Origin of the sequence: Streptomyces sp. YIM 98790 (genome assembly GCF_011421595.1) — a bacterium.
Classification (GTDB): Bacteria; Actinomycetota; Actinomycetes; order Streptomycetales; family Streptomycetaceae; genus Streptomyces.
Map to the genome: position 1 here is coordinate 1 of NZ_WTLH01000036.1, position 22,491 is coordinate 22,491.

The following is a 22,491-nucleotide window of genomic DNA, read 5'->3' on the forward strand; positions in this document are numbered from 1 at the left end:
GCCGGCGCCGGGGCCGGCGGGGCCGGCGGGGTCCGCGGCAGCGCCGTCCGCCGGCTGGGCGGCGAGCGGCAGGGTGGGGCGGTCGTCCTCCGCCGGCTGTCCGGCAGGTGCCGGAAGGGGCGGCATATCGGCCGCCACGGCCCCGCATCCGGGGCACATCAGGGCGCCATTGAGATGGCGCCGGCAGGTTATGCAGTAATCCACGGCTGAGCGCGTCTCTCGGTGGGGGGACAGTACGGCGCAAGCGCTGCGGGGGCTGGGTCTCGGCAACACCTTAGGGGCGGAGCTCACAGAACAGAAACGGACGACACGCAGGTGGACAGGGGCCCCCGGAGTCGTCCGCCCCGGGGCCCCTGCCCTCAACTCACCCTTTTCTGTTGTGTGTTTCTGTTGTGTGCGTCCTTTGTTGTTCTGTTGTGTATGCGGTTGCGATGTTCAGTTGCGCTCTTCGGTTGCGATGTTGAGTTGTCGATCAGGAGCCAGGGACGACCGGTCGCCCGGGTCACTCGCCGAAGAGGTCGGCGTACACGCCCATGGCGACCAGGATGTCGGACTGCGCCCAGAACCGGTGGTATTCGAACTCGGGCGCCGGCCCGCCGTTCAGGTAGTCCTCGACCTTCTGCCAGTTCGGGTCGTCGTGGTAGAAGGTGCGCAGCGACTCGAAGGTCGCGCCCGGCTGGATCTGGTCACCGTTGGGCATGGTGCCGCTGAAGCCGGCCGGGATGTAGACCTCGTCGTCGAAGCGCTCGTAGTCCTCGCGCACCTCCGTCGTGGCGATGCCGATGTCGTCCATGTGGAACCACATGGCGTCCAGCAGGCCCTTGGCCGCGGCCTGCGCCTCGGTGTCGCCGCTGGCGGCGGCGTAGAAGGCGAGGGTGTTGGCGAAGGAGCCGGCCACGCCGACGTCCTGGCTGGTGGACTCCACGGTCACGTGCAGGTTGTTGTTGGCACCCGGGTTGGCGGCGTTCCAGGTGTCCGGCGCGCCGGTCCAGGACAGGGTGGACGGGATGGCGAAGTCACCGTTGCTGCCGATGGTGGTCTCGCTCAGGGCCCAGTCGACCCACTTGTCCAGGACCTCGCCGGCCATCTGGTCGCCGGTGGAGTAGTAGTACTCCGCCAGCCGCTGCATGGACCACGCCTGGAAACCGAACCAGGTGTTGGACTCCGGGTCGTGGTAGACCGGGGCCTCGTCGTAGTACATGCCGTAGAAGGTCGGGGTGCCGGACGGCGGAGTGCTGTAGTCGCCGCCCCAGCTGTTGGTGGCACCGCCGGCGATGCCGCCCTCGGCGGACTGCAGCCAGCGGTAGAACTCCACCTGGCGCTGGAGGCTGGTGCCCCAGTCCTGGTCCGCGGACGGGGAGTCGGGGATCAGGTCGGAGTCGGTGGACAGCACCCACGCGGCCATCGGGTTCTGGTACCCGAAGTGGGTGTGGCTGCTGCCGATCCGCCAGGCCCAGCCGGCGCTGCTGTCGGTGGCGCCGCCCCAGGCGTAGTACCAGGACAGCAGGTAGTGCGCGCTGTTCTTGCCGGTGCCGGCGGGGCAGCTCGGGCTGGAGCAGCCGATCTGCTTGAAGTACTTGTCGAACATCGCGTAGCGGAGGTAGTCGCCCATCCGGGCGGCCTTCTCCACGGTGGCGGCGACGGCGGAGGCGTTGCCCTGCTCGGCGGCCCACTCCTTGGCCCAGTAGGCGGCCTGCACCGCGCGGGCGTCGGCGTCCGGGGCGTTGGTGTAGCGCCACTGCTCGGCGTAGCCGTCGTCGTCGATGAACAGGTCGAGGAAGCCGTTCGGCCCGCCGTAGTCGTAGTCGTCACACGACGGGTGCGGCACGGTCTCCCACACCGACTCCTGCTCGCCGCGCTGGAAGGTGTTGATGAAGGACGGGCCGTCGCTCTGCGGGCCGCCGGCGCACATGTTGCCCGGCTCGTTGCCGAAGCCGTACACGTTGTCCACGTCCTGCAGCCAGTGCATGCCGTAGATGTTGTCCGTGCCGTAGGTGGAGGACAGCTCGTTGGCCAGCGGGTCCTGGCCGACGGCCACATTGCCGTCCAGCGCCGACGGGTAGCCGCTCGGCTGCGGGTGCTCCGGCGCGTAGGTGGCCGGGCTGGACGGGTCGTAGAAGCTGTTCGTCGGCTGGTCGCCGGCGCCCGGGATCATGTACTGCTCCATCGTGGCCCAGGCGTCGTTGAACGGCTGCCAGTCGCCGGTGATCTTGCCGTACACGGCCTGCAGCCAGATCAGGTAGCTGTACGCCTCGGAGGTGGTCTCGTGACCGTGGTCCGGGGCCTCGACGATCAGGGTCTCCACCGCGTGGTAGGGGATGCCCTCGGGCGAGAAGTACCCGTTGGCCGGGTCCATCACCTTGTCGTACAGCTCCAGGAAGCGCTCCTCGTACTCGCTGTCCGCGGTGGTCCGCACGGTGGCCGTGACGGTGGCCGGCTCGTGGCCGGGCGCGGACGCGGTGATGACGGCGGAGCTGGCGGCGGAGGCCGAGGCGGACAGGGTGACCGTCTGCGGGACGTCCCAGTTCGCCGGGGTGAAGGTGAGCGACGAGCCGCCGGAGACGGTGATCCCGGTGTCACCGGAGGTGCGGGAGACCGAGACCGTCACATTGCTGTCCGGCTGGTTGGACAGCCGCAGCCCGAAGGTGCCGGTCTCGCCCGGGGTGAGCGCGACCGAGGTGGGGCTGGCGATGACGGACGGGTCCTCCACCGGCTCCTCGCCGCAGGTGGTGCCGTTGACCGCGAACGAGGTCGGCGCTTCGTTGCTGCCCGAGTAGCTGAAGTTGGCGCCGAAGCCGGTGGAGGCGCCGGGCGCGATGGTGCCGTTCCAGGCCGCGTTCCGCACGGTGATGTTCTGACCCGACTGCGACCACTGGCCGCTCCAGCCCTGCTGCAGCTGCTGGTTGCCGGTGTAGCTGTAGGTGAGCGTCCAGCCGTCGATGGCCGAGGTCCCGGTGTTGCGGAGGGTCACGTTGGCCGTGAAGCCGGAGCCCCAGTCGTTGGCCGTGTAGTCGACCTCGCAGCCGAACTCGGCGGCCTGGGCGGAGCTGTTGAGCCCTCCGTGCAGCGCGAACGGAACGGCGAGAGCGGCCGAGGCCGCGATTGCCAGGCGGCGCCATCGGCGGCGCCTGGGCGGAGGCGATGCTCCGGGGGGAAGCTTTCTGCGGACACGCATGCGCGTCTCTCCTTGCGGCTCAGGGGGGTGACAGGGAGCGTGGCGTGTGCATGGAAAACCAGTGGGAGCGCTCCCAATATCGAGGCATCGCATGCTCGCGTCAATACTCTTGACGAAGACTCCGACATACGGGCAGGTCAGCTATCAACTCTCGAACGGCCTCTTGGCATGGACCACTCAGAGGCGTTACGGTCCCTTCAACCAGTGGGAGCGGTTCCATGAACGTCAGGCGCCAGGGACGGCGCAACGCTGACATCGAGAGGACTGCAATGAGCCGCACCAACCCCCCACCCCTGCGGCGGTTCCGGCCGGCGGCCGTACTCGCCGCGGGCGCGATGCTCGTCGGGGCGGCGGGCATCGGCCTGCTCCAGGGCAGCGCGTCCGCAGCCACCTTCGGGTGTGAAGTCAACTACTCGGCCAACGACTGGGGTTCCGGTTTCACGGCCAACGTCGCCATCAAGAACGTCGGTGACACCGCCACCAGCAACTGGACGCTCACCTACAGCTACTCGGGCAACCAGCAGCTCCAGCAGGGCTGGAGCGGCCAGTGGTCGCAGTCGGGTCAGAACATCACCGTCCGCAACGAATCCTGGAACGCCGCGATTCCGGCCGGCGGCTCGGTGAGCATCGGAGCCAACTTCAGCTACTCCGGCAGCAACGCCGCCCCGACCTCGTTCGCGGTCAACGGCGTCACCTGTGACGGCACCGCGCAGACCACCGGCGGCACCACCACCAACGGCGGCACCACCACGAACGGTGGCACCACCACGAACGGTGGCACCACCACCAACGGCGGCACCACCACCAACGGCGGCACCACCACCAACGGCGGCACCACCGGCGGCAACGGCGGCCACGACCGGGTGGACAACCCGTACGTCAACTCCCCGGGCACCTACGTGAACCCGGAATGGTCCGCCAACGCCCGTTCCGAGCCGGGCGGCTCCCGGATCGCCGACCTGCCGACCTTCGTCTGGATGGACCGGATCGCCGCCATCCACGGCTCCGGCCAGGCCGCCGACCGCACCATGGGTCTGAAGGACCACCTGGACGAGGCCGTCGAGCAGGCCGCCGGCCGGGACGGCTTCGTCTTCCAGGTCGTCATCTACAACCTGCCCGGCCGTGACTGTGCGGCGCTCGCCTCCAACGGCGAACTCGGGCCGGAGGAGCTCGACCGGTACAAGACCGAGTACATCGACGTCATCGCCGGCATCCTGGACGACCCGGCCTACGAGGACCTCCGGATCGTCACGATCATCGAGATCGACTCCCTGCCGAACCTCATCACCAACACCACCGACCGTGGTGATGCCGGCACGGAGATGTGCGACACGATGAAGGCGAACGGCAACTACGTGAAGGGCGTCGGTTACGCCCTGAACAAGCTGGGTGACGTCCCGAACGTCTACAACTACATCGACGCCGCGCACCACGGCTGGATCGGCTGGGACGACAACTTCACTGCCACCGCCCAGATCATGCTGGAGGCCGCCAACGCCGAAGGCGCGACCGTGGACGACGTGCACGGCTTCATCACCAACACGGCCAACTTCAGCCCCACGGTGGAGCCGTACTACTCCATCACCGACTCCGTCAACGGCACCTCCGTCCGTCAGTCGTCGTGGGTTGACTGGAACCAGTACGTCGATGAGCAGTCCTTCGCCCAGGCATTCCGCCAGGAGCTGGTCCGCACCGGCTTCAACAGCGGCATCGGCATGCTGATCGACACCTCCCGCAACGGCTGGGGCGGCCCGGACCGTCCCAGTGGTCCCGGCCCGAACACCAGCGTGGACGACTTCGTGGACGGCTCCCGGATCGACAAGCGCATCCACAAGGGCAACTGGTGCAACCAGAGCGGTGCCGGTCTGGGCGAGCGCCCGACGACCGCTCCGGCCTCCGGTATCGACGCCTACGTCTGGGCCAAGCCTCCGGGGGAGTCGGACGGCTCCAGCCGGGAGATCCCGAACGACGAGGGCAAGGGCTTCGACCGGATGTGTGACCCGACCTACGAGGGCAACGCCCGCAACGGCAACAGCATGTCCGGTGCCCTGCCGGACGCCCCCGTCTCCGGTCACTGGTTCTCGGCCCAGTTCCAGGAGCTGATGGCGAACGCCTACCCGCCCCTGAGCTGACGTGACCTGACCTGACGGTCAGTCCTTCAACGGAACCCCCGGCCCTCGCTTCCCCCAGGGCCGGGGGTTCCGCCTTGCGCGCATCCGCGCCGTCTCCGCGACTCTCCGCGCCGTCGCCCACCGCCCTCCGTTCCCCGGGCCCCGGGCCCCGTCGTCCTGCCACTGTGCCGCCGTGCCGCCGGGGCCCCCACACGGCCGGGGAGATTCAGTCCGGAGGGCTGAGGGTCATCAGACCGCAGCCGTAGCCGCGGGCGCGGCCGAGCCCGTGGGTGAGGGTGCGGCGGAAGGCGTCCGGGTCGGCGATCTCCAGCCGGCCGTCGTAGGTGACGGTCAGCAGCGTGACCGGCCGGTCGTTCCTGCGGCGGCTGAAGACCAGAGCGCGGCGGCCGCGGACGACGACCCGCGGGGTGCCCGGGTCGCCGCCGGCCGCCGGGACGACCCGGAAGCCCGCGGCCTCCTGCCGCCTGAGCAGCCAGGAGACCTGGTGCGCCGGGGTGACGTGCGCGGTCCTCCTCGTCGGCTCCCCCGGTCTGCGGCGCACGCTGTGCACCGGGTTGGCGGTGAGGCGGAAGTCCCAGTGCTCGCCGGAGGAGAGGCGGTGCAGGAAGGGGGCGTAGTCGCAGGTGCTCCAGCCCGGGGCCTCGGAGGCGGGCCACCCGGCCTGTTCCACGAGGTGGGTGAGGTCGGGCTGGTACGGGCTGGTGAGGCAGAGGGTGACATGGGCCTTGGCATCCCGGTCCAGCCGCCACAGGACGCGGGGCGCGTCGGGGGCGCCGGGGGCGCCGGGGGCGCCGGGCAGGATCTCGGCGAACGAGGACATCACGGCCGCGTGCAGCACCTGCGGAGAAGCGAGCAGCCGGCGGGCGCCGGTGCGGGCGGTGTTGATACGGAAGCGGGTCAGATACATCAGGTGGTTCCAGCAGGTTCGTCGGACGGTGGGGCGGCATGTGCCGGCCGGCCGGCACACGGATCGGGGACGTCGGCGAAAGCGGGGGGCGGTCGCACACTGCGCCGTCGGCCGGGGTTCGCAGCAGCGACCGGACGACCTTCAACTCTTGAACGTGCGGAGTCCGCGGCGGCGGTCCGGGGCGGGCCGCGGCAGCCGCCCCGGACTCCGCGGATGCCCGGTTCGGCCGGTTATGCCGCCCGTGGGGGCGGTCCCGGTTCCGCGGCTTCCCGGCAATGTCCCGGGGCCCTGTGCGCCGGATGTCGCCGAATTGTTGCCGAAGCGGCTTGGGCACCCCTGGGCTCCCGGGCGGCCGGGACGGCTGCGAACGCGTCTTCGCGCATGCGACACATTCAAGCGGTGCCCGGTGATCACCCGGACGAAAACCGGAATTCCGCTCCCCCGGCAGGCGTCGGCCGCTACTGTCCGGTCCGGCTGTGCCCGTGGGCCCGGCGGGCCCGCCGGGCCCACGGGGTCCACGGGGCGTCACGCCGGAGGGCCCGGCCCCGGGGCGGCGGGCCGGGGGCGGTCCCTCAGCGCAGCGGCCAGCGGCGGGCCCCGTACTGGGTGACGGTGACGAGGGTGGCACCGTCCGGCGAGAGGGCCACCCCGCCCTGCTGGGCACCGAACGGGATGTCGGCCAGCACCCGGCCGGTGGCCGCGTCCCAGACGACTCCGGCCCCCCGGTCCCCCGAGAAGTGGACGCGCGGGCCGGCGGCTGCCCACACCAGCGCTCCGTCCGCGGGGTCGCTCATGGGGAAGTCGTGGACGGCGATGCGCGGTTCGGCGGGCGGCGCGGAGGCGGTACGGGGCGCGGCGGTCCCGTCCCGGTCGCCGGGGCCGTCCGGCGGGAGCGGCAGCAGCCAGAGCGCGGCATCGTGGGACCGGGTGGCCCCGGCCACGGCCAGCAGGCGGGCATCCGGGGCGAAGGCCAGGCCGGTGATGCGCCGCAGCCGGGCGGGCGCGGCGTCCAGCAGCACCCGGCCGGTGCCGGTGGCCCGGACCAGGACGCGCTGGTCGGCGGTGCCGTAGGCGAGGCGGCTGCCGGTGCTGTCCAGGGCGGTGTGGTGCGGTCCGCCGGGCTCGGCGAGGGTGTGCAGCGGGGTGCCGCGGCGGGCGTCGAGCAGCACCAGCCGGCCGGTGGCCGAGGCCAGCAGCAGGCGGCTGCCGTCCCCGCTGAATGCCAGGTGCAGGCAGCCGGAGGACATCGCCGCCGGGGCGGGCGCGGTGGGCAGCGCCCAGCTCCAGCGGCATTCGCCGGTACCGGGGTCGTGCAGCAGGAGCTGGGAGGTGGCGCCGTGCAGGGCACGGGCCACGGCATCGCCGCGGGGGCTGAAGGCGAGAGCGCAGTCGGCTGCCGCGTCCGGGCCGCCGGGCAGCAGGGTGATCCGCGGGGCGGTGCGGCCGGGGTCGCCGTCCGGCCAGTGGCAGAGCACGTCCCGGCGCTCGCCGCAGAAGCGGTCCAGCTTGGCGGAGAACACCAGCCGCCGGGCGCCGTCGGTGACGGCCGCGGGCCAGACGGGCCAGTAGGAGCAGGGCAGTGCCTCGGGGCCGGCCGCCGGTTCGGGGCCGGGGCGGGCCGCGCCGCGCGGGCCGTTGCGCCGGGCCGGGGCCTGGGCAGCGGCGGCGGCCGGGGCCCCGGGACTGCCCGCGCGTGGCCGGTGCAAGGCAGAGTCGTTTCTGCCGAGGCCGGCGGGGAGCCCGTCGAGCAGTACGGTGCCCGGGGCGGGCGGAGCGGCGGGCGGCGGGGCCAGCCCGTCGGGGCGGCGCAGTCCGTCCAGGAACCAGGCGGTCACCTCCTCCTGGACCACGACCAGGACCCGGCCGTCCGGCGTGAAGCAGCCGGCCGACCCGGCGGGGTCGGCCCAGAGCACCCGGCCCTCGGCGTCGAAGAGGACGGAGCCGAAGTCGGCGGCGAGGAAGGCGTGCGGGCCGGCCGGGGTCCAGGCGGCGCGCGCGGTCATGGCGGTGCTCGGGGAGGCGGCGTCGGTGCCCTCCGGCACGGCGGCCGGGCGGATCAGCGGGCCGGCCGCGAGCAGGGCGGTACCGTCCCGGCCGGTGCGGTGCGGGGCGGCGGTCAGGGTGAGCAGCCGGGCGGCCGGGCGGGCCCGGGTGGCCAGGCCCGCGGCCTCGGGTGCGCCGCCGACGGTGCCGCCCACCGCGAAGACCGCCGCGCCGTCCGGGGCCATGGCCAGGGCGGCGACGGAGGTGAGGCCGGTGTCGGCGGTGGCCAGCAGCCGTCCGGTGGCCACCTCGCGGACCGCGACCCGCCCGGCCGGGCAGGCGTGGGCGAGGCGTTCGCCGCGGTGGTCCAGGGCGACCGGGCCGAACGCCTCGGCGTCGCGGTCCAGGGCCAGCAGGATCTCGCCGGTCCGGCTGTCCAGCACACTGACCACGTCGGAACTGCCGGTTCCGAAGGCCACCCGCCGGCCGTCGCCGGAGAAGGCGATGCGGACCAGGTCGTCCAGGCTGCTGCTGCCCTCTGCGGACGCGTCGCCGTCGTCACCGTCGCCGCCGGCACCGTTGACCCGGTTGACGCCGTTGACCCGGTTGACTCCGTTGACGCCTCCGGGTCCGGGACCGGTGCCGGTCCGGTCGGGGCCGAGGCGCCAGAGGATCTTGCCGGTGGATGCGGACCAGGCCCGCCACACTCCCTGCACGGAGGTGGCCACGGTCTCGCCGTCGGGGCTGATCTGGAGGTCGTAGGCCTCGTCGTGGCATTCGCCGCCGTCGAGGTACCACACCAGGGGGGCGTCGCGGGTGGTCTCCCAGCGGACGATGTCGCCGCCGCGGTCCTGCCAGGCCGCGCGGGCCCCCAGGGCCAGCCAGCGCAGGCCGGCGGGCGCGGCCACGGCACAGGCCCCGTGGTCGAAGGACGCGGAGAGGGAATCCATGGCGCCCATTGCGTCGGGTAACGGCCCGGGGGCCGGGGCGGGCGTGCCGGGCGGGCCGGCAGTAAGCGCTCCCGCCGCGGAGACCTCGGAGGTCTGCCGGGCGGAAACCGCGGCCGGGGAGCCCGGGCCGCCGGCACCGGAGGACGCGGCGATCCCGGAGAACGCGGCCGGGTCCTCGTCCCAGTCCTCCTCGACCTCCCAGTCCTCCTCGACGGGGGTGGCGACGGTCCCGGTCTCCACCCGGTCCAGACGGCCGAGAACGCGGGTTCCGGCCAGCGCGTGGCAGGGCCGCACCTCCCCGCGGACCCACTCGGCCCACCAGCGGTCCGGCATCTCCCGCTGGGCCGCCGGCCAGCGCAGCACCAGGGGCGTCACGGCGGCCAGCCGCCGCTCGTCGCAGTCTTCCAGCAGTGTGCAGATCTCCGCCCAGGCCGCGCCGCTGGGACGGGCCCGCAGCAGGGCCGTCAGGCGATGGTCGTCGGTCATGCACCGTCCAGGAGTCGTGTGGGCTTCGGCGGGTCGGCCAGGGCCAGGGGCGGGGGCAGAGGGCGGGGCCGGAGGGGTCGGGCGGGCGGGGCGGCAGCGAGGGGCGGGGACGGTCCGGTCAGTCCGGGGCCGGGTCCAGGACCCGGCTGTGCACGCCCTCGGGGGTGGCGGTCAGGAACTCGGTGCCGTCCGGGGTGAGATTCCACGTGGTCTCCCAGCCCATGCCCGCCACGGAGTGCAGCGGGCGTTCGGCCAGCAGATCCCAGACCGTGACGGTGTGCCCGGAGCGGACGGCGACCCGCGGGCCGTGGCCGCCCCACTGGGGCCGGGCGCACTGCTGCCGGGCCTCCCAGGGCAGCCTGCCCAGCACCGTCCAGGACCGGTCCCGCCGCGGGACGGCCGGCGCGGCGGTCAGGTCGAGCACGCCCGCGACGAGTGCGCCGCCCAGGATGCCGACCACGGCCAGCCGGTCTCCCTCCGGTGAGAAGGCCAGCCCGCAGCACCAGTCCAGGCCGGTGGGATGGACGGCCGGACCCTCGGGGCCGTCCGCACCGTCCGCACCGTCCGCACCGTCCGGGCCGTCCGGGCCGCCGCCGCGCAGCGCCAGCACGGCGACGCCGCCGTCCGGCGCCGGGCGGTGCCCCCGGTAGAGGCGGAAGGCCACCCGGGAGCCGTCGGCGTCCAGCGCGATGGCGCCGGTGCCGCCGATCCGGTCGGCCGGCGCCCGGCCCTCCTCGCCGTTGAAGATCTGCCGCCCGGTACGGGCGTCGAGCACGATCACGTTGCGGCTGTTCTGGTCGCATCCGGCCACGGTGCCGCCGTCGCGGCTGACCGCCAGCCGCAGATAGCCGGCGTCGCCGTCGGTGCTCGGCCCGGTACGGCTGGCGGAGTGCCGCCACAGCTCGACCGGCCGCGGCGGGGCGTCGGGCCCGCCCGGCTCCAGAGCCCAGTGGATCATGCCGGCCACGTGCTGTTCGTCGGTGCCGCCCAGCGAGGCGGTGACCATGGAGCCGTCCGGGCTGAGCACCAGATCGCGCACCACGGCGCCGTAGGGCCCGCGCACCAGCGGCAGGCGCAGCGGCGGGCGGGCACGCAGCCGCGGCGGTGCGCCGGGCGGCGCGCCGGGGTCCCGGCCGGGCAGCGGTTCGAGGACGAGCAGTTCGCCCAGGCCCGGGAACCAGGGCGCGGAGGTGGCCACGGCCACCCGGCCCAGCCGCCGGGAGGCGGCCACGCTGAGTATGCGCTGCGGCACGGCCGGGCGTGCCGGGAGCGGACCGGTGTGGTCCAGATCACCCGGAGCGCAGAGTGCCTCGGCGGGGTCGGCGAGTGCCGCCGACGGTCGGTCACCACCCATGCCGAGACCCTAGACCCAGTTCCCGGCCCGGCGCGGACGCCGGGTTCCCGGGTGGACGGTAACCGGCCGTTTCCGGAGGGGCCGGAAACGGACGGTCACCGCCGCACCGCCGGAACGCCTCAGGAGGACGCCCGGCGCATCAGCTCGGTGGGCAGGACCTGCCGCGCCGGCCCGCTGCCCGGGTCGTTGATCTCCGCCAGCAGCGCCAGCGCCATGGCCCGGCCCATTTCCTCGATGGGCTGCCGCACACTGGTGAGCGGCGGGTCCATGTGCCGGGCTATCGCCGAGTCGTCGAATCCGACCAGCGCGACATCGTCCGGAACCGAGCGCCCCGCTTCCCGGAGCGCTTGCCGGGCCCCGGCGGCCATCAGGTCGGAGGCGCAGAAGACCGCGTCCAGGTCCGGCCGCCGGCGCAGCAGCCCCCGCATGCCCTCATAGCCGCTCTCCTCGGAGTAGTCACCGTAGTGCACCAGGTCCTCGTCATCCGGCCGTCCGGCCGCCCGCAGGCCCTCGCGGTACCCGTCCAGCCGGGACCGGGCACCGTACATGTCCAGCGGGCCGGTGATGGTGGCCACCGTCTGGCGGCCCCGGCCGATCAGGTGCTCCACGGCGAGCTGGGCCCCGCCGACGTTGTCCACGTCCACGTGCGGGAAGGACTCGGCGGCGGACCGGCGGCCGTTCATCACCCCCGGGATGCCGTACTCGGTGAGCTGCTCGGGCAGCGGGTCCTCGCCGTGCAGGGACACCAGCAGCACGCCGTCCACGCGGTTCCCGGCCGCGTACTCGGCGAACCGCTGCCGTTCCTTCGGGCTGCGGATCAGCGTCAGCAGCAGCTGCATGTCGGCATCGGCCAGCACCGCGCTGATGCCCCGGATGATCACGGAGAAGTACGGGTCGTTGAACAGCCGCCCCTCCGTCTCGGGCACCACCAGCGCGATCGCGTCGGCCCGGTTGGCCGCCAGCGCCCGCGCCGCCCGGTGCGGCACATAGCCCAGATCCGCGATGGCCTGCTGCACCACGGTACGCGTCCGGTCGCTCACCCTCGGCGAGCCGTTGATGACGCGGGACACGGTTCCCCGGCCGACTCCGGCACGGGCTGCGACCTGTTCCAGCGTCGGTCTACCGTTGCGTCCGGCACCACGCCTTCCCAATCCCATCGATTTTCCTCCTGTGTGTCGCCCCAGACTCCAACTACATCACGAAAGAGGCGACGTACAGCCCGATGCCTTGACACTTGCTCGCCGCTGGGGAACTCTTCACTTCATCAAGTTTGGGAGCGCTCCCATCCTGCTGAAACCCTACACAACCCGTACGTACCACGCCCGGATCACTCCCCCACAGCCGCACAATCGACCGGGAACGGCACGTCACTGCGCCAGGAGGACGACCACCATGCGCAACACCCCCCGTATGCCGCGAGGCCAGCGCGGCAGGAGCAGCAGAGCGATTGCCGCGGGTCTCGCGGCGATACTGAGCGCCGGTCTGCTCGCCGCCTGTTCGAGCGACGACGGCGGTGAAGGCAGCGGCGACACCGGCGGCAACGGCGGTGACAAGGACCAGATCACCCTCACCATCGGCGTCTTCGGCCAGTTCGGTCTGGAGGAGGCCGGCCTGTACGACGAGTACATGGCCGCCAACCCGCACATCAAGATCGAGCAGACCTCGACCCAGCGGAGCGAGGACTACTGGCCCGCCCTGCTCACCAAGCTTCCGACCGGCAGCGGCCTGATGGACATCCAGGCCGTCGAGGTCGGCAACGTCTACGAGGCGGCCAACGACCTCTCCCAGTACTTCGTGGACCTGCGGGACTACGAAGAGGTGGACACGAGCCACTTCCTGGACTGGAAGGTGGCCCAGGCGACCAGCAACGCGGACGGCAAGATCGTCGGCCTCGGCACCGACATCGGCCCGATGGGCATCTGCTACCGCAAGGACCTGTTCGCGGACGCGGGGCTGCCCACCGACCGCGAAGAGGTCGGCGCCCTGTGGGCGGGCGACTGGTCCGCCTACGTGGAGACCGGCAAGGAGTGGCAGGCCGCCACCACCTCGGACGCCAAGTGGGTGGACGCCGGCGCCGGCATGTTCAACGCCATCGTGAACAGCTTCTCCGAGCGGTACTACAACGCCGACGGCGAGGTCGTCTACGAGGACAGCGAGGGCGTCTCCGCCGCCTGGGACACCACGATGGAGGCCGTCGAGGCGGACCTGACCGCCAAGCACGACCTCTTCTCCGAGGAGTGGAACCAGGGCATGGCCAACGGCGACTTCGCCACCCTGTCCTGCCCGGCCTGGATGCTCGGCTACATCGAGGACAAGTCCGGTGACGAGGGCAAGGGCCAGTGGGACTTCGCCATGGCCCCGCAGCCGGCCAACTGGGGCGGTTCCTTCCTGGCGGTGACCGAGGCCTCCAAGAACAAGGAGGAGGCGGTCAAGCTGATCAACTGGCTGACCGCTCCGGAGCAGCAGGCCAAGCTCTTCACCGAGCGCGGCAGCTACCCCAGCTCCACGACCGCGCAGGAGGACCCGGCCGTGGCCGCGGCCACCCACGCCTACTTCTCCGACGCCCCGATCGGCGAGCTGTTCAAGACCGCCGCGGAGGGCATCCCGACCCTGATCACCGGCCCGCGTGACCAGGTCATCCAGCAGGGTCTGTCCAACGGCATCCTGGTCGCCGAGCGCGAGGGCGTCGACCCCGACACCGCCTGGAGCGACACCGTCAAGGACATCAACAACAAGCTGGACGAGTGACCAGGAATCCGGAATGACGACGGAACACCACCTTGCCGCGCCCCCCTCGGGGGGCGCGGCCCCGCGCCAGGAGCGTCCGCCCGGCCGGCGCCGCTCGGCGCGCAAGGCCCCCGACCCCAAGGCGGCGCGGCGGCGGTCGCTGCGCTACCGGCTCGACACCAAGTACAGCCCCTACGGCTTCATCTCGCCGTTCTTCCTCTTCTTCGCGGCGTTCGGCCTCTTCCCCCTGCTGTTCACCGGCTGGGCGGCCCTGCACCGGTCCCGCCTGCACGCGCCCACCGACATGGAGTGGGCCGGCCTGCACAACTTCACCCGTCTGCTGCAGGACGAGTTCTTCTGGAACTCCCTGAAGAACACCTTCCTCATCGGGATGATCTCCACCGTCCCGCAGCTCCTGATGGCCCTCGGCCTGGCCCACCTGCTGAACTACAAGCTGCGCGCCAGCAACTTCTGGCGGGTCGCGCTGCTGACCCCGTACGCGACCTCGGTGGCGGCGGCCACCCTGGTGTTCGCCCTGCTCTACGGGCGCGACTACGGCATGATCAACTGGGCGCTGGGCCTGGTCGGCATCGACAACATCGACTGGCAGACCGGTGACTGGGTCTCCAAATTCGCCGTGTCGACAATCGTCATCTGGCGGTGGACCGGCTACAACACCCTGATCTATCTGGCGGCCATGCAGGCCGTGCCGTCCGATCTGTACGAGTCCGCGGCGATCGACGGCGCCTCGCGCTGGAAGCAGTTCATCTACGTGACGATCCCGTCACTGCGCCCGACCATCCTGTTCACCGTGGTGGTCTCCACCATCGGGGCGATGCAGCTCTTCGGTGAGCCGCTGCTCTTCGGCAGCGGTGCGGACGGCGGCCCCAGCCACCAGTTCCAGACGATTGGTCTTTACATGTACCAAATCGGCTGGTTCAACTACAACCTGGGGCGGGCATCGGCCATCGCCTGGATGATGTTCCTGATCCTGATCCTCATCGGCCTGATCAACTGGGCGCTGACCAAGTGGGTCAACCGGGCCAGCGGCATCGGCAAGGGGGCTTCCTCATGACGACCTCCGCGCTGGACGAGACCCCCTCTTCCGCGACACCGGCGGCCGGCGGCTCGGGCGCGCACACCGCGCCGCCCGGCGACCGCCGCCGCAAGCGCCCGAGGGCGGGCGGCGCCGGCCGCCAGCTGCACGCCGGCTGGCTGACGTACGCCATCCTGGCCGTCTTCACCTTCATCTCGTTCTTCCCGCTGGTCTGGACGGCCATCGCCGCGTCCCAGAGCAACACCAGGCTCGCCAAGACACCGCCCCCGTTCGTCTTCGGGCCGCGGCTGTGGGAGAACCTGGAGACCGCCTGGAACACCGGTCAGATGGGCAAGGCCCTGTTCAACACCATCTTCGTGGCGAGCTGCATCACCATCTCCACGGTGCTGTTCGCCACCATGGCGGGCTTCGCCTTCGCCAAGCTCCGGTTCAAGGGCCGGAACATCCTGCTGCTGATGGTGATCGGCACCATGATGGTCCCGCCGCAGCTCGGCGTGGTCCCGCTGTACATGGCCGTCGCCGAACTGGGCTGGACCAACCAGCTCCAGGCCGTGATCCTCCCGTTCATGGTGAGCGCCTTCGGCGTGTTCTTCATGCGGCAGTACCTGATCCAGGCGCTGCCCACGGAGCTGATCGAGGCGGCCCGGGTGGACGGCGCGCACAGCCTGCGTGTGCTGTGGCACGTGGTCTTCCCGGTGGCACGGCCGGCCATGGCCGTGCTGGGCATGCTGACCTTCGTGCAGGCCTGGAACGAGTTCCTCTGGCCGATCATCGTGCTGACCCAGGAAAACCCGACGGTCCAGGTGGGCCTGAACGGCCTGGGCCGCGGCTATGTGCCCGACCAGGGCGTGATCATGGCCGGCTCGCTGATCGGCACCCTCCCGCTGCTGATCACCTTCCTGTTGTTCGGCAAGCAGATCGTGGGAGGAATCATGCAGGGAGCGGTCAAGGGCTGACCGTTCGGCTCCGGGGGCGCCGGCGTACCGCGGACGGTACGGGCATACGGCACCGGCGGCGGCGGCGAGCGCAGCGGCCGCGGCCGGGACCCCGGCCGGTCCGGCGTACCCGGCGCCCCGGGGCCGCCCCTGCCTCCGGGGCGGGCGCATGGCCGCACGCAGATGTGCCCGCCGAGCTGCTGCGCAACACACCTCCGAGGTCTGCCCTCGGGGAACCACGACTTCACCGCGACAAATGGGAGCGCTTCCATGACAGAGAGTAACCCACTGGTCTTCCCCGAGGACTTTCTGTGGGGATCGGCCACGGCGGCGTACCAAATCGAGGGCGCCGCGCGCGAGGACGGCCGCACCCCCTCCATCTGGGACACCTTCAGCCACACCCCGGGCAAGGTCCTCGCCGGTGACACCGGCGACGTCGCCTGCGACCACTACCACCGGTGGCGCGAGGACATCGACCTGATGGCCGGCCTGAACCTCCAGGCCTACCGGTTCTCCGTGTCCTGGTCGCGGGTGCAGCCCACCGGCCGCGGCCCCGCCGTGCAGCGCGGGCTGGACTTCTACCGGCAGCTCGCCGACGGCCTGCTGGAGCGCGGCATCATGCCCGCCGTCACCCTCTACCACTGGGACCTCCCGCAGGAACTGGAGGACGCCGGCGGCTGGCCCGAGCGCGACACCGCCAAGCGGTTCGCCGACTACGCCCGCCTGGTCGGCGAGGCGCTCGGCGACCGGGTCTCCATGTGGATCACCCTCAACGAGCCCTGGTGCAGCGCCTTCCTCGGCTACGGCTCCGGCGTGCACGCGCCCGGCCGCACCGAGCCCGAGGCCGTGCTCCGCTCCGCCCACCACCTCAACCTCGGCCACGGCCTCGGCGTGCAGGCACTGCGCGAGGTGCTGCCGCGCGACGCCCAGGTGGCGATCACCCTCAACCCGGCGGCGGTGCGGCCCAAGACCCAGTCGCCGGAGGACGTGGACGCGCAGCGGCGGGTGGACGCCCTGCAGAACCGCATCTGGAGCGGGCCGATCCTGCACGGCCGCTACCCGGCCGACCTGATCGCCGACACCTCCCGGGTCTCCGACTGGAGCTTCGTCAAGGACGGCGACGAGGCCACCATCCGGCAGCCCCTGGACTACCTCGGCATCAACTACTACTCGCCGACCATCGTCTCGGCCTCCACGCCGGGCAGCTCCAACGCGCGCAACGACGGCCACGGCGCCTCCGACCACTCCCCGTGGGTGGCCGCCGAGGACATCGAGTTCCACCAGGCGCCCGGGCCGCAGACCGAGATGGGCTGGTCCATCGACCCGACCGGCATGACCGACCTGCTGATGCGCTTCCACAACGAGGCGCCGGGGCTGCCGCTGTACGTCACCGAGAACGGCGCGGCCTTCGACGACAAGCCGGACGCGGACGGCTCGGTCCACGACCCGGACCGCATCGCCTACCTGCACGGGCACCTGGCCGCGGTGCACTCGGCGATCGAGCAGGGCGCGGACGTGCGCGGCTACTTCCTGTGGTCGCTGCTGGACAACTTCGAGTGGGCCTACGGCTACAGCAAGCGGTTCGGCATCACCCACGTGGACTTCGACACCCAGGCGCGCACCCCCAAGGACAGCGCCAAGTGGTACGCGCGGGTCATCGCCTCCGGCGAGCTGCCTCCGCTGCCCTGAACCGGGACGGCCCCGGGGCAGGGGCACACAGGCACGGACCCGGCGGAGCCGCACCGCCGGGTCCGTCCCCCGTTCCGGGCCACCGCTCCCCGCGGCACCACAGCGCGGGGCGCCGCGGCCCGGCAGCCGGCGGACCCGGCAGGCGCCCGCGTCAGCGGGAGCGGTGGGCCGGGGCGGTGCGGCGGCGGGCCGGCGGACGGCGGCGCCGCCCGTCGCGGGCCAGCCAGACCCGGATCTCCGCCCCGCCCAGCACCGACTGCCCGATCCGCACATCCCCGCCGGTGGCCTCGGCCACCCGCCGGACGATGTCCAGCCCCAGCCCTGTCGACCCCGGCCCGCCGTCGCCGATGCCGCGCCGCACCGCCGTGTCCGGGTCGGCGATGCCCGGCCCCGCGTCCGAGACCAGCACGATCGCCCCGCTGCTGCCGTCGCCGCTGTGCACGTCCACCGAGAAGGCCGTGCCCACCGGGGTGTGCCGGAAGACATTGCCCAGCATGGCGTCGAGCGCCGCCGCCAGATCGGCCCGCGGCACCGGAACCCGTACCGGCCGGTCCACCCCGGCCAGCCGGGCCTCCCGCGCCTCGTCCTCGGCCAGCGCCGACCAGAACGCCATCCGTTCGCGCACCACCTCGGCCAGGTCCGTCTCCCGGGACGCCCCGTCCTCCTGGAGCGCGGGCCGGTGCTCCCGCGCGGTGGCGATGATCAGGTCGACCTCCTGCTCCAGCCGGTCCACGGCCTGCCGGGTCTGCTCGGCCGCCACGTCGTCGCCCAGCGAGGCCGCGTTCAGCCGCAGCACGGTCAGCGGAGTGCGCAGCCGGTGCGACAGGTCGGCGGCCATCTCCCGCTCCCCGGCGAGCAGTTGCGTCACCTGCCGGGCCATGGCGTTGAACGCCACCGCCGCCGACCGCAGTTCGGCCGGCCCGTCCTCCGGCACCCGCACGTTCAGCCGTCCCTCGCCCAGTTCGCGCGCCGCCTCGGCCAGGCGCTCGGCCGGCTGCACCGTGCGCCGCCCCAGCCGGTCGGCGATCGCCACCGAGCCCACGATCAGCCCGATGCCGGTCACGGCCAGCACCAGCCAGGCCATGGTCACGCCCCGGGACAGTTCGCCGTCCGGGACGAACACCTCCACCACCGCGATCCGCCCGCCGCCCACCGCGATCGGCTGGAGCAGCGAGATGCCGCCCGGCACCGCGCGGAACGCCGCCCGCCCCCGGGCGGCCGTGGCCACCAGCTCCTGTTCCGGCGCCCGGTGGCCGCCGACCACCAGCGGTTCGCCCTCCCCGGCCACCGGCACCCGGACGGCGATCCGCCCGGCCGAGCCCGCGTCCGTGGAGGCCATGGCGCGCTGAAGCTGCCCCCGGTCGGTGGTGATGGCCAGCAGCGGCGCGATGGCGGCGGCCTGCCGCTCGGCGTTGCTCAGCGCCCGGTCCCGGGCCATCTCCTTGACCACCAGGCCCAGCGGCACGGCGAAGGCCAGCACCACCATGCTGGTGACCGCAAGAGAGATCCGGACGAGCGCCCATCTCATGGCAGCGGCTCCGGTGCCTCAAGTTTCACGCCCACGCCGCGCAGCGTGTGCAGATAGCGCGGCCGGGCGGCGGTCTCGCCGAGCTTCCGGCGCAGCCAGGACAGGTGCACGTCAATCGTCTGGTCGTCGCCGTAGGACTGCCGCCACACCTCGGTCAGCAGTTCCTTGCGGGAGACCACCACACCGGGCCGCTGGGCGAGGAAGGCCAGCAGGTCGAACTCACGGCGGGTCAGGTCCAGCGGTGCGCCGTCGAGCTGGGCCTGGCGGCGCAGGGGATCGACCACCAGGCCGCCCACCCGTACCGTGCGGTCCTGCGGGACGGGGCCGGAGCGGGCGCCGGCCCGGCGCAGCACGGCCGCCATGCGGGCCGAGAGATGCTCCACGGAGAAGGGTTTGACCAGGTAGTCGTCGGCTCCGGCGTGCAGCAGGCGGACGATCTCGGACTCGTCGTCGCGTGCGGTGGCGATGATCACCGGTACGTCGGTGACGCCCCGGAGCATCTTCAGGGCCTCGGAGCCGTCCAGGTCCGGCAGGCCCAGATCCAGGATGACCAGCTCGAAGCCGAGTTGGGACACCTCCCGCAGGGCCTCCAGGGCCGTGCCGACGCTCCGGACGGTGTGTCCGGCATCGGTGAGATGCCTGATCAGGGCGGAGCGGACGATGGGGTCGTCCTCGACCACTAGCACATGCGCCATGGGCGGCACCGTACGCCATTAGAGTGATGCAGGTGCAACGTCCTCTGGTGCACGCCGGACTGTGGGCAGCAGCGACCTGGGCGGCCGTGATGCTGTCGTGGTTCGGTGTGTCCTCGGTGCTCAAGGGCACGGTGTACGACCCGCCGAAGGCCCTCTCGGTCTCCGCCGACGCGGACTGGGAGGAGGCGGGCGCACGGCTGCCCGACGTCTCCTCCACACAGCGCCCGCGCCCGGAGGACCTGGGCGAGGGAGCCGGCGGTTCCCCCTCGGCGGAGACGGACGGCCGGGGCGACGGGTACGGACCCGGGGACGGGGCGCACCGGGAGGACTCGCCCCCCGCCATGGGCGGCGGCGGGCCGGACGCCGCCCGGGACGGCGACGGGGGCGGGGACGGGGACGGCTCCGATCCGCCGGGCACGCCGGACGAGCCGGGCGGCACACTCCGGGACGGGGAGGCCGGGGCAGAGGCCGAGCCCGAGTCCGAGGCCGGGTCCGCCTACGGCACCGTGGAGACGGTCGCCACGGACGGCGGCCGGGTGGTGCTGGACCTGCGGAAGGACTACGCCGAACTGGTGTCGGCGGCCCCGGAGGCCGGGTGGGAGATGCAGGTGTGGGACGAGGACACCTGGATCCGGGTCACCTTCTCCCGGAACGACCGCGCCATCTCCGTCTTCTGCGTCTGGAACGGCCACCCCCCGGCGATCGAGGAATACGAGGATTAGCCCGGCGCGGGGCCGGGCTGCCGGAGACGGTCAGTCGCAGGCCGCGGGGGTGAGCCTCCCGGCGCCCGCCGGAAGGGTCAGTGACTGTCCCGGTTGCAGCCGGGTGCCGCGCAGCCGGTTGACCGCGGCCAGTTCCTCCACGGTGGTGCGGTAGCGGCAGGCCAGCGCCCACAGGGTGTCCCCGGCCCGGACGGTCACCACCCCGGGTTCCGGCGGTGCACTCCCGCCGCCGGTGCCCGGACGCTCCCCGGCACATCCCCCGTCGGCCGTGGCCGCGGGCGCCGCGGCGCAGCCGGAGGCCGACGGCGACGGCGACGGCCCGGTCCGGTCCGGGTCGTCCCGGACGGCCGGCGGCACGGACAGCGAGGGCTCCGGCACCGGTTCCTGTGCGGTCGGCTCGGACAGCGGACTGCGCGGCGGCTCACAGGCGGCATAGCCGAGGAACAGCACGACCCCGGCCAGCCCGGCCGCCACGTACCAGCCGCGGTGCAGCGGATGCCGGTGCGCGGAGTGTTCCTCCGGCGGCGGCCAGTCACCGGGCGGCCGGTCCAGCGGCAGCGCCAGATTCACCCCGGAGAGGGTGAGCAGGAAACGGAGCCGGGGCACGGCCGTGGGATCGTCCAGGACGTCGGCGGCCAGCCGGACGGCCTCCTCGGCCTCGCTGTCGTAGGTGACCAGCCGGGGCGGGCCGAGCCAGGAGACCACCCAGCCGGCGCGGCCGGCCGCGGCCAGGCCGCGGCCGGTGAGGGCCCGCAGCGCGGCCTCGGGGGCGGCCTCGCCCAGTTCGCCCCACTGGCGTTCGCCCCAGCCGGTGTCCTCCAGGATCGCGGCGAGTTCCTCGTGGCGTCCGTCGGCCAGCAGGTCGAGCACGCCGTTCAGGGTCGGTGTGCACCGGGGCAGGTAGCCGAGGGCGTCGTGCAGATCGGCCAGGGCGGAGTGGGTGTGCAGCACGGCCGCCTCGTCCGTCCAGTCCTGCCAGGGCAGGGGCCGCGCGGTGCCGAGCAGGTGTGCCCACGCGGTCCGGGGCACCGGCTCGGCCGGACCGTACGGTGCGACGGCCACCGGCCCGGCCGGTGCGGGCCCGGCCGGCTGCCGGGCAGCCCCGCCCGCGCCGGGCTCCCCGGCGGCCAGCCGGGCCAGGCGGCGCGGCAGCCCCGGAACGGTCTGCGGCAGGGACTCCTGCCAGTGCGCAAGCCCGGCCTCGTAGTCGGGGTCGGTGAGCATGGCGGCGAAGGCACGCAGCGGCTCGTCGGGCACCCGGCCGGCCCGGCGCATCGGGTCCAGGAACCGGGTGCGGAAGTCCTCCCAGGCGGCGGCCAGCAGGGCGGTCGCGGCCAGCGAACGGGCGGCCGGGCGCCGCCCGGTGACGGCGGCGGCCAGCGCGTCGGCGGCATAGTCCTGGCGCCGCCGCGCGGGCAGTGAGGCCAGGTCGTGGAGCCGGCAGCACAGCGCGAGGGTGACGTGCTGGAGCCGGTGCCAGGGGGCGGTGCGCCGGTGCCCGGCCCCGGCCGCGCGCAGTTCCTCGCGCAGCTCCCGCAGGGCGGCCGCGCCGCGGCGGACCGCCGGGACCGGGTCCCGGTGCGTACGGCCGGCGTGCGCCAGCTCCCGGCACAGCACGGCCCGCAGCTCCTCGGGCGGCAGCCCGGCCAGCAGCGGGACCCCGAGGTAGAGGCAGGACCCGGCCGGGCCGTGCCGCGGCCGCCGGAGGAACCGCCCCGGGGACCGCCGCACGGGCCGCCGCACGGGCCGTATCCGCCCGGCCGGTACGACGGTGGTGAAGGCGGCGGGGCGCAGGGTGAGCCGGATGCGGTCGGGGACCGGGGTACCCGCGGCCTCGGCCAGGGCGGTGACGGTGCGCCACAGCCCCGGTGCCTCGTCCCGGCCCAGCGGGGCCGATTCCGGCAGCGGGTGGCGGTGCCGGCCGGACGCGGCGAGCAGCGCGCGCAGCAGCGCCCACCAGACCGGCAGCACCGGCAGGCCCAGGACCAGCGGCACCGGCCCGTACGCCGCGACGGCCGCCGGCACCAGCGCCGGGCAGCCGGCGACCAGCGCCCAGCCGGCCGCGTGGAACCCGGCGACCGGCAGCAGCGCAGGGAGTTCACGCAGCACGGCCTTCACTTCCGCACCACCTCCTGCCGCGGCCGGGGCCGG

At 73.1% G+C, this 22,491-nt stretch carries 14 protein-coding genes; 6 read left to right on the forward strand and 8 right to left on the reverse strand.

Features of this window, described 5'->3' with window-relative positions; all coding sequences use genetic code 11:
- Positions 1–502 precede the first annotated feature (502 nt).
- Positions 503–3,175: a glycoside hydrolase family 48 protein gene (locus tag GQS09_RS09120; protein WP_165985494.1), complete on the reverse strand. Its 2,673-nt coding sequence runs from the start codon at positions 3,173–3,175 to the stop codon at positions 503–505.
- A gap of 269 nt (positions 3,176–3,444) precedes the next feature.
- Here GQS09_RS09120 and GQS09_RS09125 point away from each other — a divergent pair, with 269 nt between their 5' ends.
- Positions 3,445–5,307, forward strand: a complete 1,863-nt coding sequence (locus tag GQS09_RS09125; RefSeq protein WP_165985495.1) for a glycoside hydrolase family 6 protein — start codon at positions 3,445–3,447, stop codon at positions 5,305–5,307.
- Between the two features lie 205 nt (positions 5,308–5,512).
- On the opposite strand, the gene cas6e is transcribed toward GQS09_RS09125, so the two are convergent.
- From cas6e to GQS09_RS09145, 4 genes are all read right to left on the reverse strand, one after another.
- Positions 5,513–6,214 (reverse strand): type I-E CRISPR-associated protein Cas6/Cse3/CasE, encoded by a 702-nt coding sequence (gene cas6e, locus GQS09_RS09130; RefSeq protein WP_165985496.1) that lies wholly within the window; start codon positions 6,212–6,214, stop codon positions 5,513–5,515.
- Positions 6,215–6,786: 572 nt separating this feature from the next.
- Complete coding sequence (locus GQS09_RS09135) at positions 6,787–9,633, reverse strand: WD40 repeat domain-containing protein (RefSeq protein WP_165985497.1); 2,847 nt, start codon at positions 9,631–9,633, stop codon at positions 6,787–6,789.
- 118 nt (positions 9,634–9,751) lie between these two features.
- A complete protein-coding gene (locus GQS09_RS09140; RefSeq protein WP_165985498.1) occupies positions 9,752–10,987 on the reverse strand; it encodes a hypothetical protein in 1,236 nt (411 codons plus the stop codon).
- A 119-nt stretch (positions 10,988–11,106) separates the two neighbouring features.
- Entirely contained in the window at positions 11,107–12,144 is a 1,038-nt protein-coding gene (locus GQS09_RS09145) for a LacI family DNA-binding transcriptional regulator (protein ID WP_165985499.1), read from the reverse strand.
- A gap of 235 nt (positions 12,145–12,379) precedes the next feature.
- On the opposite strand from GQS09_RS09145, the gene GQS09_RS09150 reads away from it, so the two are divergent.
- The 4 genes from GQS09_RS09150 to GQS09_RS09165 all read left to right on the forward strand — a co-directional run bounded on the left by GQS09_RS09150 (position 12,380) and on the right by GQS09_RS09165 (position 17,395).
- Positions 12,380–13,735, forward strand: coding sequence for an ABC transporter substrate-binding protein (locus GQS09_RS09150; protein ID WP_243761242.1), 1,356 nt, complete (start codon positions 12,380–12,382; stop codon positions 13,733–13,735).
- A gap of 13 nt (positions 13,736–13,748) precedes the next feature.
- The gene (locus GQS09_RS09155) at positions 13,749–14,789 is read left to right on the forward strand and encodes a carbohydrate ABC transporter permease (protein WP_165985500.1); all 1,041 of its coding nucleotides are present in this window, start codon (positions 13,749–13,751) and stop codon (positions 14,787–14,789) included.
- Positions 14,786–15,727: a carbohydrate ABC transporter permease gene (locus GQS09_RS09160; RefSeq protein ID WP_165985501.1), complete on the forward strand. Its 942-nt coding sequence runs from the start codon at positions 14,786–14,788 to the stop codon at positions 15,725–15,727. The genes GQS09_RS09155 and GQS09_RS09160 overlap by 4 nt, the downstream gene beginning before the upstream one ends.
- A gap of 249 nt (positions 15,728–15,976) precedes the next feature.
- On the forward strand, positions 15,977–17,395 hold the full coding sequence (locus tag GQS09_RS09165; RefSeq protein ID WP_165985502.1) for a GH1 family beta-glucosidase: 1,419 nt from the start codon (positions 15,977–15,979) through the stop codon (positions 17,393–17,395).
- A gap of 151 nt (positions 17,396–17,546) precedes the next feature.
- Here GQS09_RS09165 and GQS09_RS09170 read toward each other — a convergent pair whose 3' ends face one another.
- Together GQS09_RS09170 and GQS09_RS09175 are read right to left on the reverse strand one after the other, a co-directional pair.
- Positions 17,547–18,923, reverse strand: a complete 1,377-nt coding sequence (locus tag GQS09_RS09170; protein WP_165985503.1) for a HAMP domain-containing sensor histidine kinase — start codon at positions 18,921–18,923, stop codon at positions 17,547–17,549.
- Entirely contained in the window at positions 18,920–19,618 is a 699-nt protein-coding gene (locus GQS09_RS09175) for a response regulator transcription factor (RefSeq protein ID WP_165985504.1), read from the reverse strand. Before GQS09_RS09175 ends, GQS09_RS09170 begins: the two co-directional genes overlap by 4 nt.
- 32 nt (positions 19,619–19,650) lie before the next feature.
- Between GQS09_RS09175 and GQS09_RS09180 the strand changes: the two genes are divergently transcribed.
- Positions 19,651–20,340 (forward strand): hypothetical protein, encoded by a 690-nt coding sequence (locus tag GQS09_RS09180; RefSeq protein ID WP_399552460.1) that lies wholly within the window; start codon positions 19,651–19,653, stop codon positions 20,338–20,340.
- A gap of 30 nt (positions 20,341–20,370) precedes the next feature.
- Here the strand turns inward: GQS09_RS09180 and GQS09_RS09185 are convergent, their stop codons facing one another.
- Positions 20,371–22,458, reverse strand: coding sequence for a LysM peptidoglycan-binding domain-containing protein (locus tag GQS09_RS09185; protein WP_165985506.1), 2,088 nt, complete (start codon positions 22,456–22,458; stop codon positions 20,371–20,373).
- Positions 22,459–22,491: the final 33 nt, after the last annotated feature.